Below are 13,712 nucleotides of genomic sequence, written 5' to 3'. Positions count from 1 at the left end.
ATGATTGGCATGATGTACTTAGTACTGACTGCTCTTCTGGCGCTACAAGTAAACTCCGCGATTCTGCTCAAATTCAAGTTTTTGGATGACAGCCTGATCGGAGTAAACGATAAAACGACCCAGGCTAACCAAGGTGCCGTGAAAGGCATTGAGGCGGCCGTAACCAAAAACCGCAACCAGGCGCGTGACCTTGCTATTCTGAAGCAAGGCCAGGAAGTGCGGGAGCGGACCACCAAAATGGTGGCTTACCTGCGGGATATCCGGGAGAAGCTGTTGGCTGCTACCCAGGAAAAAGGCAAGGCTGAAATGAACATGAGCGGCGAAGATAAAGTCGCCATGACCATGCTCGGCGGTAAAAAAGATGGTGCTGCTTACCCCTTAAAGGATGAGTTGAACAAATACGCTGAATACATCAAGCAGATTGTTCCTAACGCGACGCCGCTGGCCCTCGATGCGAAAGACGATAAGGCGGTAACCGAAAAGGACCAGAAGAACAAAAACTTTGCGGAACTCAACTTCGAGAATACGCCCGTAGTTGCGGCGTTGGCTGTGCTTTCGCAGAAAGAAACCGAAGTATTGAAGTACGAGGCTGACGCCCTAAATCAGCTTTCTCAGAAAGTTGGGGCTTCTACAATCGTCTTCGATAAAGTAGGTGCTTTCGCCAGCGCCGAGTCAAACACGGTAGCTGCCGGTACTAAGTACAAAGCAGAACTGTTCCTGACGGCTTCGGCTTCGTCGCTGCGCCCCTCCATGACGCTGAATGGCTCACCCCTTTCGGTTGGCCCTGACGGCAAAGGCAAAGTTGAGTTCACGGCCCGCCCCGGTGCTTTCGATGCTGCAGGCAACGCCAAGGCTTCCTGGAAAGGAACTATTCGCTTCAACCAAAACGGCCGCGACACGACTTTCACCGTAACGGTACCATACACTGTTACCAAGCCTGTCATGCAGATTCAGTCGGCTTCGGTGCAGGCTCTGTATTTCAAGTGCGGCAACAAGCTGAGCGTACAGGTGCCTGCTTTGGGTGCCCAGTATGATCCAAGCTTCTCTGCTTCGGGGGCGTCTACTATTAAAGGTTCTGCCAAGGGTGAGGTAACGTTGGTGCCTAACTCCCGCGAGGTAACTCTTAGCGTGAGCAGCGGTGGTAACCCCATCGGCTCGCAAACCTTTCAGGTACGTCCTATTCCCAAGCCCGAGATTAAGTGCATCGTAGGTGGCCGCGAGGCCAACGAAAAGCAAGGCACCCCGGTAACCGCCGTGCGTAACATGAGCCTGAAGGCAGTAGCTGACGCTGGTTTCGCTACGTTCCTGCCCGAGGACGCCCGTTACCGCGTAACCCGTTACGAAGTGACGCTGGTGCGTGGCAAGCGCCCCGCCATTCCTACACGCACCATTAATGGTCCGGATGCCAGCCTGAACGACGTAGTAAACACTGCCCGCGAAGGTGACCGTCTGTACATCGAAGTAAAAGAAGTGCAGCGCATGAACTTCCAGGGTAATACCGAGTCGGTAAATGTGTCGAAGAACTTCAATATTCCGCTGCTGTAAGCGTTACTCAGTAAATTGAACTAACGCCCGACTTTTTCGATTCGCCTAGTATGAACAAATTCCTCTCCTTCGCCGCTCTGGCGGCCAGCCTGACGCTGTCGGTAGCAGCATCGGCTCAGGAACAAGCTACTACCGCGAGCAGCAATGGCTCGTACCGCCCGATTCCGAATTCGGACATCATGTTCCGCAAAACCATCTGGCGTGCTATTGACCTGCGCGAAAAGCAGAACAAGCCCATGTTCGCCGAAGGCAAGGAAATCAGCAAAACCATTCTGGAGGCCGTAAAACGTGGAGAACTACAAGCGTATCGGAACGATTCGCTAACCTCTACCTACACCGCCCAAGAAGTAGTGGCGAATAGCTCTTACGCGGAAGCCAGTGCCGGCCTAAGCGAAGAAGAAAAAGCGGCTGGTTTCAGCGAAGAGTCTTCGGACGACGGCTGGGGAGCTCCGGCGCCTAAAAAAGGCAAAGGCAAAACCACGGCGAAAGCAGCCCCCAAAAAGCCCGTCGCACCGCCTAGCTACGAATACCGGCCGAAGGATCTGTACCAGATGGAGTTGAAGGAAGATATGATCTTCGACAAGAAACGGTCGCGGATGTATCACGACATCAAAACCATTACGCTGCTCGTTCCTTCTACCCTGGCGTCGAACACTTCGGGTATTGAGAAGCCCATTGGCACGTTCAAATACAGCGACCTGGTGCGCGTATTCCGGAACAACCCGGACAAAGCCATCTGGTTTAACCCCCAGAACGATGCTCAGCACAAGAACCTGGCGGATGCTTTTGAGCTCTGGCTGTTCAACTCCTACATCGTGAAAGTGTCGAACCCCAATGATTCGCGTCTTTCGGATATCTACGGTGGAGAGCGGGAAGGTATTCTGGCTTCGCAGCAAGCCGCTACCGACCTGATCGAATACGAGTACAACCTCTGGAGCTTCTAACTCGCTTCTACTGATTAGCAAAAAGGCCCAACCAAACGGTTGGGCCTTTTTGTTGCTATTCGTAGGCAGGAAGGGGTGCTAGCCGAGGGCATCAGGTTGGCTGAAGTAATCCAGCAGAATGCGGGCTTTGGCTTTGCCTACTTCAGTGACCAGCTCGGCTTCGGAGAGTTCTTTAATTTTTTTGACGGATTTAAATTTCGTCAGCAATTTGTCGGCTGTGACGGGGCCCAGGCCTTTTACATCGGTCAGTTCTGTCTTGAGCGTAGCAGCATCGCGGCGGGAACGGTGGAAGGTGATGCCAAAGCGGTGGGCTTCGTCGCGCATGCGCTGGATTAGGCGCAGGGTTTCACTTTTCTTGTCAATGTAGAGCGGCAGCGGGTCGTTGGGAACGTAGATTTCCTCGAGGCGCTTGGCAATACCGATGATGGGAATCTGCCCCCAAAGCCCCAGGTCCTTCAGCGCTTTTACGCCCATACTCAGCTGTCCTTTGCCGCCGTCTACAATCACCAGTTGCGGTAGGCTGGCTCCTTCATCCAGCAAGCGGCGGTAGCGCCGCGTCACGATTTCGTACATGGAGTCGAAGTCGTTGGGGCCTACCACGGTTTTGATGTGGAAGTGGCGGTAGTCTTTCTTGCTGGGCTTGGCATTACGAAAACACACCATGGCGGCCACCGGGTTGTCGCCCTGAAAATTGGAGTTGTCGAAGCACTCAATGTGCTTGGGAAGCTCGGTGAGGCGCAAATCCTTCTTCATGGTTTCCATGATGCGCACCTCGTTTAGGTCCTTGCTTCGGTCGTTCATGCTTTCCTTTTCCTTGCGCAGGTACAGCACGTTCTTGATGCTCAGCTCCAGAAGCTTGCGCTTGTCGCCGATTTGGGGCTGCGCAATATTTACCCCAGGCAGGGGCAGGGAAGGTATGGCTACGTTGGTGAGTATTTCTTTTGACTGGCTTTCGAACTCTTCCCGCATCTGCATAATCACCGGGGCCAGGATTTCGTCGTCGGGCTCGTCGAGCTTTTTCTGGACCTCTACCGATTGCGTCAGAATGATGCTGCCGTTCATCACCTTCAGGTAGTTGATGAAAGCGGACTTCTCATTGGACGCAATGCTGAACACGTCGATGTTCGATAGGGAGGCATTGACGATGGTGCTTTTGCTCTGGAACTCGTCGAGGCGGTCAAGCTTTTGCTTGAACTGATGCGCCAGCTCATACTGCTGCTCCTGGGCGGCTACCGTCATCTTCTCGCGGAAGTATTGCTTGGGCAAGCGCAAGTCGCCATTCAGAATTAACCGAATCTGCTGGATATACTGGTTATAGGTTTCTTCATCCTGTAGTCCTTCACAGGGGCCTTTGCAGTTGCCCAGGTGGTACTCCAGACACACCTTGAACTTGCCGGCTTCAATGTTCTGCGGGCTTAGGTTGTACGTGCAGGTGCGCAGTGGATAGAGGGCCCGAATCAGTTCCAGCAGTAGGTTCATGCCCGTCACGTTGGCGTAAGGACCGTAATAGCGGCCTTGCCCGGGTACTTTATTACGGGTCGGAATCAGGCGTGGAAACCGCTCATTAGTGAGCAGCAGGTACGGATAGGTTTTGCCATCCTTCAGCAGGATGTTGTACTTGGGCTGATGCTGCTTGATAAGGTTATTCTCCAGCAGGAATGCATCCGATTCGGAGTCGACAATAGTAAACTCGATGCGACGGATGTTCTTGACCAGCTGCTGAGTTTTCTTGTTGTGGTCCTGCTTGGTGAAATAGCTGCTCACGCGCTTGCGTAGGTCAATGGCTTTGCCCACGTAGATGATGGTATCTTCTTCTCCGAAGTACTTGTATACTCCGGGCCGGTGAGGCAGTTGACGAATTTGCTCTTGCAGCGCAGGGTTGGCAGCCATAGAATCACGGATTGAGCAAGCGTACAGGGCGGGCAGGACACCACAACCGTAGCAGCAGGGTAAAATGGTACGTAAACCGGCCAGAGGCAGGTTCAGGACCGGGTAGGTTTCTGAAATGTCAGAACAAAAAAGGAGGCCGGGAAGTCCCGGCCTCGCAAAGTCAACTTAATAATTTCTCTGGCAGGCACTGACGCTTCGCAGAAATCAGGCTTGAGCTTCAATCTAGATATCCTGGTCGCTCAAATCATCCAAATCTACTTGGTTCAGCTTCTGATCCGGCGGAATGGTGTCGCGCTGACCGCCGTAGTAGCGGGCACAGTCAATTTCGATGCTGAGCGGCTGCTGGGGAACCGGGAAATCCTGGGTGCTGATGCCAATTTCCTTGTTGTTCTTGTACACCTGCTTCATGAAGATGCCGTAGATGGGCAGCGCTAGGCGGGAGCCTTGGCCGTAAGCGCCCGTGCGGAAGTGAATACTCCGGTCTTCACCACCTACCCACATACCACACACAAGGTCGGGCGTGAGGCCCATAAACCAAGCATCGGAATAGTTGGATGTAGTGCCCGTCTTGGCCGCCATCTGGTAGGGGAACTTAAAGCCGCCGCGCAGGATGATGGAGGTGCCGCCTTTTTCCTCCACGGCGCCCCGCATCATATACGTCATCAGGTAGGCCGTTTCTTCGCTGAGCGCCTCTTTCGTCTGGGGCACAAACTCGCGCAGCACGTTGCCGTTTTTGTCTTCGATGCGCATCACCATCATGGGGGCAGTCCACACGCCGCGGTTGGCAAACGTACCGTAGGCGCCCGTAAGTTCGTAAATGCTCACGTCGGAAGAGCCAAAGCCCACGGCCGGCACGGCTTCAATAGGGGAGGTGATGCCCAAACGCTTGGCATATGCAACGACTGTCTCAGGACCGAGTTTCTGCACCAGCCAAGCTGTGATGGAGTTCATCGAGCGGGCCAAGGCCTGGCGCAGGGTAAATGTGCGGCCCGAGAAGCCCCCTTCGAAGTTGCGAGGGGTGTAGGGCGGGCGGCCGGCTACAGCCGGAAACGTGGTAGCTACGTCGGGGCGCTGGTAACAGGGAGAGTAGCCCTGGTCGATGGCGGCGGTGTATACGAAGGGCTTAAAAGTAGAGCCAGGCTGGCGTTTGCCCTGCTTTACGTGGTCGTACTTGAAGTACTTGTAGTTAGTGCCGCCTACCCAGGCCTTGATTTGCCCATTCAGCGGATTCATGGCCATAAACCCGGCGTGCAGGAAACGCTTGTAGTACGCCAGGGAGTCCATGGGGGACATCGTTACTTCCTTCTCGCCCTGCCAGGTAAACACCTTCATCTTGTACTTCTTATTGAGGTAGTACTTGATGGAGTCGGGTTGGCCTTCGTAGCGGATGGACAAGGACTTGTACCGCTCCGTACGCTTAATGGCCGTGTTCAGGAAGCCCGGAATAATCTTGCCGTTTTCGTCGCGCCAGGGCTGCATGCCTTTCCAGTGGGTATCAAACCACCGCTGCTGCAGCTTCATGTGGTCGGCAATGGCGGTTTCGGCATACTTCTGCATGCGCGAGTCGATGGTGGTGTAGATTTTCAAACCATCGGCGTAGAGGTCGTGGTCGGTTTCCCGGGCCCAGTCGCGCAGCATTTTGCTTACTTCTACCCGGAAATAAGGCGCAATTCCTTCGTTCTGGTTTTCCACGTTGTAGCGCAGCACTATGGGCTTCACGGTGTCGGCCTGCAGGGACTGGGCATCGAGGTAGCCATACTTGTGCATCTGGCGCAGTACCCAGTTGCGGCGCATTTTGCTCCGCTGGGGGTTGAACTTGGGGCTAAAGCGGCTGGGTGCGTTCAGCACGCCCACCAGGGTGGCGGCTTCAGGGCGCGTCAGCTCCTTGGGCTTCTTGCTGAAAAACGTTTTGGCCGCCGTGCTGATGCCAAAGGCATTGGAGCCGTAGTCCGTCACGTTCAAATACATGCGCATGATTTCGCGCTTGGTGTAGCTGCGCTCCAGGCGGATGGCCAGAATCCACTCCTTGGTTTTGGTGATGAGCATGCGCAGGCCCGGCACGTCGTTTAGACGCCCGTCGCTAAGGTCTTCGCGCGTGCGGAACAGCACTTTGGCCAGCTGTTGGGTGAGGGTGGAGCCGCCGCCCCCGCTGCCGCCCGTGAGCAGGCCCGCTGCTACCCGGCCGGTAGCTTTAGGGTCGATACCGGAGTGCTCTTCGAAACGGGCATCCTCCGTAGCAATAAGGGCATCTACCAAGTGCTGTGGGAGGTCCTCGTACTCAACGGGCGTGCGGTTCTCCCGGAAATACTTGCCCATCAACACATTGTCGGCCGAGTAAACTTCCGAGGCCAGTTCGCTCTTGGGATTTTCGAGCGTTTTCAGGTTGGGCATCCGCCCGAAGAGGTTCAGGAAATTGGCGCTGACGGCCCACACGTAAAACAAAAACGCCAGCGTGCCCAAGCCAAACAGCGCCCAAAGCGTGCGAATGAAAGCCGCGAACCGCCCAGACCGGGCAGGCTTGCGCGGAACAGCAGGTTTTCTGGCAGCAGAATAAGCCATTAGATAAAAAGGTAAATCAGCCTGCGCCGCCCTCGCAAGCAAAGACGGCAGCAGGGCTCAGGGAAGAGTCCGCAAAGTTACGGACGATAGGCTTGCTGATAGAACTGCTCGTACTCGGCCACGTTCTGGCGTTGGAGCAGCACTGGTAAGTTCTCAATACCTACGATAAGGCTTTGGTAACCCACGCCCCGCAGGCGGCCCAGGGGGCCCTGGGGCCCACGGAGCTTTACGGCATAGCTCTGCGCTACCTTAGACCCAGCCAACGACTGCACCACCACGGCTACGAAACCGTCGCCGAGGGGCTGTTGCTGCACCTGCAGATTGGCGGCCCGGTAGTAGCGGTTGTTGTAGGCAGTAAGCTGCGTGGGCAGCGTAGCGAGCAAGGGCGCATCTTTGGCTATTACCAACACTACCGCGTGGTTGGCGCTCAGGTTAGCTGCGTAAGGCGAAACCGGAGCCGTAGGCGCGGGGTCGGGCCCACCGGGCGTGGCAGTAGCCGGGGCCGGTACCGCAGCTGCACCCGGCTCGGCTACGGCGAGCGGAGTGGTAGCTGGAGTTTTGTCAGGGGAGGGGGCAGGCGTAGCTGAAGCAGGGGCCGCGGGAGTCGGTGCGGCAGGAGTGGCTGCTTCAACCGGAGCGGGAACTGCCGGCTTGGGCACTACCACCGGCGACTCATTGGCCCCGTAGAAAATGCGCATGCGGTTATCAACTTCCCCGGGGCGGAAATACGAAACCCTGGGCTTGTCGGTAGAAGCCAGTGCGCCGGGCAAGCTGCCTTGCTCATAGCGTGCGAAGGTTTCCAGCAGGCTTTGCGCATCGGTTACCAAGGGGCTATTCGGATAATCTTTCACAAAGCGGGCTACTTGCGCTTTGGTGGTGGCAGGTGGTTGGGTACGCAGCGCCAGCAGCACCCCCAGGTAAGCTACCCGGTCGTTGTAGTCACTTTCCGGATACAGCTTGCGCGTGCGGGTAAGCACCCGGCCGGCTTTTTTGAATTCCTGCTGCTTATAAAACGCAAAAGCCGAGTCCAGCTGCACGCTTACGCCGGCGTTGGCTACCGACATCCGCCGCAGGTACTCCGGGTCGGCGACCAGCCGGGCGTACGACGACGTGGGGAACTCCTGGCGGAGCCGCTGCGCGTATTCGTCAGCTTTGGTACTGCCAGCCTCTTTATACAGCAGGAATAAGCTGTAGTATACCTCTGGGGCATGTTTGCTGGTAGGGAACCGCGTCAGGAGGGTTTCGTAGGTTTCAGCGGCTTTGGCGGGCTCCCGGAGCTGTTGCCCGTAAATGCTGCCCAAAGCAAACAATGCTTCTTCAATCTGCTGGCTGGAGGCTGCCAGCAGCTCGGCGGTCAGGGGAATATTCTGCCGGTATTGGGCCGCCAGCGTAGCCGCCTGCTGAGCTGGGTTAAGAGCTGCCGCTGCTGCTCCTGCGGCATTCACCTGGGTGGCATCAGAACCCGCCACGGTGATGGGCACATTGCCGCCGCGGGCGGTAGCAGGGGAGGTGCTGGCTGTACTCGTAATGCGCCAGTTGTCCTGCAGAGGCCGATCGCCCCAGCGGCGCACGAACTCCGAGCGCGCCGTACTAAGTGATGTTGGGTTGTCGAAGTACCATTGTGCCCCCGTATTCGCGTTGGCAAAGGCAAATGGGTCGATGTCGGGGTTGCCGCTTCGGACGCTGCTTACCCCGGTAGCTGTCTGCCGCCGGCTTTCCCGCTCACGCTGGTCGGCCAGGCGTTTTTCCTCGGCGGCTTTGGCGGCCAGCTCAGCTTCGGCGTAGCTAAGCAAGCGGGTACGTAGCGTAGCCGTGTCCAGCTTGGCCAGGGCCTGCAAGCTGTCCTGAGTATCTACAATGGTTAGCTGCTTGGCAAACTCCTGTAGAATGGCACTGCGCTCGGCAATAGCCGCGTAATCGGGCGACTCGCGCGACAAGTTCTGCACCGTGCTGTCGTAGTAAGCGGCCGCAGGGCGGTACTTCTGCAGGTTCTCGTAGTTGATACGGCCCGCCAGCAGGTAGGTATAGGACTTCTGGGCCTGGGTGCTGCCCGTAGCCCGGGCCGATTTCTGCAGCAGCTTCAGGGCCTCGGGGTAGCGTTGCTGGCGGTATTCCAGCCGCGCCATCTCGTAGTAGATCTTGTCGCCGTACTCCTTGTTCTTGGTGTCTTTTAGCAGCTTGGCAAAGTACTTATCCAGCCGGGCGCGGTCATTCTGATTCAGGTCCGAAACCTGCCCCAGCATCAGCTTGCTGTAGAAATCGAGTTCGTAGGGTGGGTTCCGCTTCAGGATTTGGTTGAGCTGGGCGTAGGCCTTTTTGTCGTTGCCCTGCGCCTGGTAGAGCTGAGCCAGTACGTAGCGCGTGCGCGACTGTTCGTTTTTAGGCGTGATGTAGGGCAGTGCCTTTTCCAGGTTGGCAATGGCCAGGGGCTGATTGTCGGTGCGGAGGTAATACTCAGCGCGGGTCAAAAACAGAGCCTTGGCATTGCTTTCCGTGCCTACCTCTTTATCGAGAATGTCAGATACGGCCGAGGCGCTTTCGTACTCCTTCAGGGCCAGGAAGCTGCGCATTAGCCAGATCAAAGCCTCGTGGCGGGCATGTGGGTCCTTGCTGGTGGTGTTAACGTACTTGAAGGTCTTGATGGCATCCTCCAGTTCACGCTTATAATAGCGGGCTTTGCCTACCAGGATATAGCTGTCGTCCGTCCAGTCGGAGCCTGGGTGATACTGAATGGGGATGGAGGTCTTCTTAATAATGTCCTCCATGTCCGGGGCCAGCCGCACCGCCGTCAGCGAGTCAATAGTCGGAAACAAAGGCAGCACGCGGTTGTAGTCGTTGAGGCGGGCCTTGTTCAGGTCTTCCTCTACCGTGCGCATTTTTTCGCGGGCCAGGAAGTAGGCGTTGTCGCGGGCTACAATATTCTGGTACGTGCGGCCCACTGGACCACGCTCGGACGCGCAGCCGTGCAAGCTGGCAGCCACTACCAACGCCGCGGAGGGCCAGAAAAGCAGACGGGAAAGCAGAGTTCGGGTCAAAACAACGAAAGAAGTCGGAGGCCGGGCAGTAAACGCGTAACGGGCCAAGCTGCCAAAATTGTTCAGCCAGTCACCCATTCTGGTTCACAACGTCACACAGTAAGTAAAAGTACGCTTTTTCCCGACCCACCCCGGGAAAGGCCCGTTTTCCGGCCAGGCGCCCCGGAAACCCGTACTTTCGCTTGGCGGCCCTTTCCCCCGCTGTCTGGTATGTCTGAAACGCCTCTCCCGGAAGATTCCCGCCCCAGTGGCGGCAGCAACTTTGGCAAGTTTGCCGGCGCCGGTATGCAGATGCTGGCCATTATCGGCTTGAGCACGTGGCTGGGCGTTTGGCTCGATGGGCATTTTCACACCAGTCCCTGGGCCACCGTTGTTCTGAGCTTACTGGGAATCTTTGCGGCTTTGTATCAGGTAATCCGGGCGGTTTCGGAAAAGTGAAGAGTAGCCTAAAGTAAATGCAACGGCCATTTGCTGCCGATATCCTCTTTAGGTAAGAAGCTACTGCGGTGGGCGGTTAGGTGTGCACTTTTGTGCCTTATGGTACTTTACCGGCTTGCATCTGTTACCTTTGCCGGCCCATCCTCCTTATATAGTAAGACTTGCTTCGCTTTTTACGCAATCTGCTGCTGTTGGGCCTACTCTTATACGGTAGCCTGTATCTGCTGAACGCCCGCTACGGCGACGCGGTGGTGCATCCTTTGGCTGGGTATATCATGGGCTACTTCGCCCTGCTCACGGGCATCATCTACTGGGTCACGGCCCGCCTGGTGAAAGCAAACCCCGAAAACTTCATGGCGGCCTACTTCGGGTCTATGGTGCTACGGATGTTTTTGAGCATCGGCATCGTACTAGTCTATCTATATAGAGGGGGCGCGCACGAAGGCAGAGGTACTTACACCTTCCTGGGGGCCTTCTTTCTTGGGTATTTTCTCTTTACCGGGTTTGAAGTCTGGAGCGTTCTGACTAACTTGCGCCCGTTTTCAAAACCGGGTGAACCCACCGTTTAGGTACCCGCTTTGCCCCACCCTAAGATCTTCTGAATGAAGCGCTTACTTGTAGCCCTCTTCTGTATTCTTTCCCTGCCCGTTTTTGCACAAGAGCAGACGGCTTCCGTTCACGAGGCCAACAAAGAAGAAGGCTTCAACGCCGGTGAGCTGATTCTGCACCACGTAGGTGACGCGCACGAGTGGCATTTCTTCGGCGAAGAAGGCGAAGGGCCTCACTTCACCCTGCCCCTGCCCATCATTGCGTACCAGGAAGGCAAAGGCCTGTCGGTGTTTTCTTCGCATCACCTGTACCCCGAGGGCACTGTGCACGAAGGCCTCAAGCTGGAGCACGAAACCCTGGAAGCCGTTGACGGCTCCAAAGTACACGATTTCTCGATTACCAAAAACGTAGCTTCCCTGCTGTTGAGCGTGGTGCTGCTGGTTGTGGTGTTCACGGCCGTATCGAAAGGCTACCGTAAAAACCACGGCCGCGCCCCCAAAGGCATTCAGTCCTTCTTCGAGCCCATCATCATTTTTGTGCGCGACGAAGTAGCCAAGAAAGCCATTGGCCCGAAGTATGAGCGGTACCTGCCTTACCTGCTCACCATCTTCTTCTTTATCTGGTTCAATAACCTGCTGGGCTTGCTGCCCGGCGCGGCCAACCTCACCGGCAACTTGGCCGTGACGTTCCTCTTTGCCTTCCTCACGCTGCTCATCACCACGTTCAGCTCCAATAAGTACTACTGGTCGCACATTTTCTGGACGCCTGGTGTTCCGCTGTGGCTGCGCCCGATCATGATTCCCGTGGAGCTCATCGGCGTGATTTCGAAGCCTTTCTCCTTGATGGTTCGACTGTTCGCCAACGTTACGGCCGGGCACATCATCATCCTGAGCTTCATTGCCCTGATCTTTATCTTCAACAGCATTGGCATTGCGCCGCTGTCTATTGCCTTCGGTTTGTTTATCAACGTGCTGGAGCTGCTGGTAGCTGTTTTGCAGGCCTACATCTTCACGCTGCTGACGGCCATGTACATCGGTGGGGCCGTGGAAGAACACCACGACCACGACTATGGCATTGGCGGTGACGACGCCGACGCACCGCTGCACGTATCGGGCAGCCACGCGCACTAAGCTCCAAATTCCCCCTTTTTTTCTGCGTTTTTTCTTCACACATTCTTCAAACTCTTTGTCTTATGCTGCTCTCTCTGTTGCTGCAGGTTGTTAATGCTGTTGGTCTGGCTGTAATGGGTGCCGGTATCGGTGCCGGTCTGGCTATTCTGGGTGCTGGTCTGGGTATCGGCCGCATCGGTGGCTCGGCCATGGAAGCCATCGGCCGTCAGCCCGAGGCCTCTGGCAAAATCCAGACGGCTATGCTGATCGTAGCTGCTCTGGTAGAAGGTGCTGCTCTGTTCGCAGTAGTAGTCTGCCTGCTGATTGCCCTGAAGCTTCAGTAGAGAACCTGCAAGACCCGATACGCCGGCTGGGCTCGTCTGTAGCCCGGCCGGTGAATCGGGTTTGCGGTTTCTTTGGGTTGTAGCGGTCCGGTCCGAACTACGCGCCCCGTTTCTTCGCCCGGCACCGATTATTCACCGATTTAGCTGAGCCCTGATGCTTACCAACCCTAGTATTGGCCTGCTGTTCTGGCAGCTGGTCATTTTCCTGATTCTTCTCTTCCTGCTCACCAAGTTCGCTTGGAAGCCCATCCTCAGCTCCCTCAAAGAGCGGGAAAGCTCCATCGAAGGTGCCCTGCGCATGGCCGACCAGGCCAAGCTGGAAATGCAGGAGCTGAAAGCCGGCAACGAAAAGCTGCTGGCTGAAGCCCGCCTGGAGCGCGACCGTATTCTGAAGGAAGCCACCACGGTATCCAACCAGCTCATTGAGCAGGCCAAAACCAAGGCTACGGAAGAAGGCAGCCGCATGATTGTGCAGGCCCGCGAAGCCATTCAGAACGAGAAAAACGCCGCTCTGGCCGAGGTGAAAAACACCGCCGCCAAGCTGTCCATTGATATTGCGGAGCGCATCCTGCGCCGCGAGTTGGCCGATTCGCCCGCTCAGCAGCAGCTCGTGGACTCGTACCTGAAGGAAGTAAAATTGAATTAGTAGTGAGTATTCAGTATTGAGTAATGAGGTTCGGTCAGCCGAATAACATCTGTCTCAATACTCACTACCAACTACTCAATACTAAAATCAATGTCTGAACAACGAGTTGCTTCCCGCTACGCCAAGTCCCTGCTGGATTTGGCCGAGGAGCGTGGGGCGCTGGAGCAAGTGAAACAGGATATGGACTTGTTCAGCAAAACGCTGGACGAGAACCGCGACCTGCGCTTGTTGCTGCGCAACCCCATCGTGAATCACGATAAAAAACTTTCCATCCTGCGCGCGGTGTTCGGCGGCAAGGTGTCGGACCTCACCGAGAAGTTCTTCACCATTGTCACCCAGAAAAACCGCGAAAGCGCGCTGGAGTTTATTGGCTCCGAGTTCCTGAGCCAGTACAACGCCCTCCGGGGGGTGCAAGCGGCGGAAGTAACCACGGCTACTCCCCTCACGCCCGAACTGCGCACTCAGGTGCAGCAGATCGTGCGCGAGCAAACCGGCCTCCAGCAGGTCACCCTCACCGAGAAGGTAGATGCCTCGCTCATCGGCGGCTTCGTGCTGCGCGTGGGCGACCAGCAAATCGACGACTCGGTACGTTACCGCCTGCGTAAGCTGCGCAGCGAATTCTCGAAGAACCCCTACCAATCCCAACTATAACC

General features: G+C 56.3%; 11 protein-coding genes. 8 read left to right on the top strand and 3 right to left on the bottom strand.

Going from position 1 to position 13,712, the window contains the following annotated elements; translation table 11 throughout:
* Nucleotides 1-9: 9 nt before the first annotated feature.
* Entirely contained in the window at nucleotides 10-1,545 is a 1,536-nt protein-coding gene (gene porM / locus FY528_RS04385; protein WP_444542821.1) for a type IX secretion system motor protein PorM/GldM, read from the top strand.
* Between the two features lie 50 nt (nucleotides 1,546-1,595).
* On the top strand, nucleotides 1,596-2,489 hold the full coding sequence (gene porN, locus FY528_RS04380; RefSeq protein WP_149069778.1) for a type IX secretion system ring subunit PorN/GldN: 894 nt from the start codon (nucleotides 1,596-1,598) through the stop codon (nucleotides 2,487-2,489).
* A 78-nt stretch (nucleotides 2,490-2,567) separates the two neighbouring features.
* Here porN and uvrC read toward each other — a convergent pair whose 3' ends face one another.
* The 3 genes from uvrC to porW form a co-directional block, all read right to left on the bottom strand.
* Nucleotides 2,568-4,379 (bottom strand): excinuclease ABC subunit UvrC, encoded by a 1,812-nt coding sequence (gene uvrC / locus FY528_RS04375; protein ID WP_149069777.1) that lies wholly within the window; start codon nucleotides 4,377-4,379, stop codon nucleotides 2,568-2,570.
* A 222-nt stretch (nucleotides 4,380-4,601) separates the two neighbouring features.
* Nucleotides 4,602-6,938 (bottom strand): penicillin-binding protein 1A, encoded by a 2,337-nt coding sequence (locus FY528_RS04370; RefSeq protein ID WP_149069776.1) that lies wholly within the window; start codon nucleotides 6,936-6,938, stop codon nucleotides 4,602-4,604.
* Nucleotides 6,939-7,015: 77 nt separating this feature from the next.
* Entirely contained in the window at nucleotides 7,016-9,973 is a 2,958-nt protein-coding gene (porW, locus tag FY528_RS04365; RefSeq protein ID WP_187632001.1) for a type IX secretion system periplasmic lipoprotein PorW/SprE, read from the bottom strand.
* Between the two features lie 210 nt (nucleotides 9,974-10,183).
* Between porW and FY528_RS04360 the strand changes: the two genes are divergently transcribed.
* The 6 genes from FY528_RS04360 to atpH all read left to right on the top strand — a co-directional run bounded on the left by FY528_RS04360 (nucleotide 10,184) and on the right by atpH (nucleotide 13,710).
* A complete protein-coding gene (locus tag FY528_RS04360) occupies nucleotides 10,184-10,411 on the top strand; it encodes an AtpZ/AtpI family protein (RefSeq protein ID WP_149069774.1) in 228 nt (75 codons plus the stop codon).
* 191 nt (nucleotides 10,412-10,602) lie between these two features.
* Nucleotides 10,603-10,980, top strand: coding sequence for a hypothetical protein (locus tag FY528_RS04355; protein WP_149069773.1), 378 nt, complete (start codon nucleotides 10,603-10,605; stop codon nucleotides 10,978-10,980).
* Between the two features lie 33 nt (nucleotides 10,981-11,013).
* Nucleotides 11,014-12,090, top strand: a complete 1,077-nt coding sequence (gene atpB, locus FY528_RS04350; RefSeq protein WP_149069772.1) for a F0F1 ATP synthase subunit A — start codon at nucleotides 11,014-11,016, stop codon at nucleotides 12,088-12,090.
* A 62-nt stretch (nucleotides 12,091-12,152) separates the two neighbouring features.
* Complete coding sequence (atpE, locus tag FY528_RS04345) at nucleotides 12,153-12,413, top strand: ATP synthase F0 subunit C (RefSeq protein ID WP_044511419.1); 261 nt, start codon at nucleotides 12,153-12,155, stop codon at nucleotides 12,411-12,413.
* 154 nt (nucleotides 12,414-12,567) lie between these two features.
* Entirely contained in the window at nucleotides 12,568-13,059 is a 492-nt protein-coding gene (locus FY528_RS04340; RefSeq protein WP_187632000.1) for a F0F1 ATP synthase subunit B, read from the top strand.
* Nucleotides 13,060-13,149: 90 nt separating this feature from the next.
* Entirely contained in the window at nucleotides 13,150-13,710 is a 561-nt protein-coding gene (gene atpH, locus FY528_RS04335) for an ATP synthase F1 subunit delta (protein WP_149069770.1), read from the top strand.
* The last annotated feature ends 2 nt before the right edge of the window (nucleotides 13,711-13,712 follow it).

Source organism: Hymenobacter lutimineralis, assembly GCF_008271285.1.
Classification (GTDB): domain Bacteria; phylum Bacteroidota; class Bacteroidia; order Cytophagales; family Hymenobacteraceae; genus Hymenobacter; species Hymenobacter lutimineralis.
Note: the sequence above shows the minus strand (reverse complement) of the source record. Positions and strands in the feature narration are given on the sequence as shown.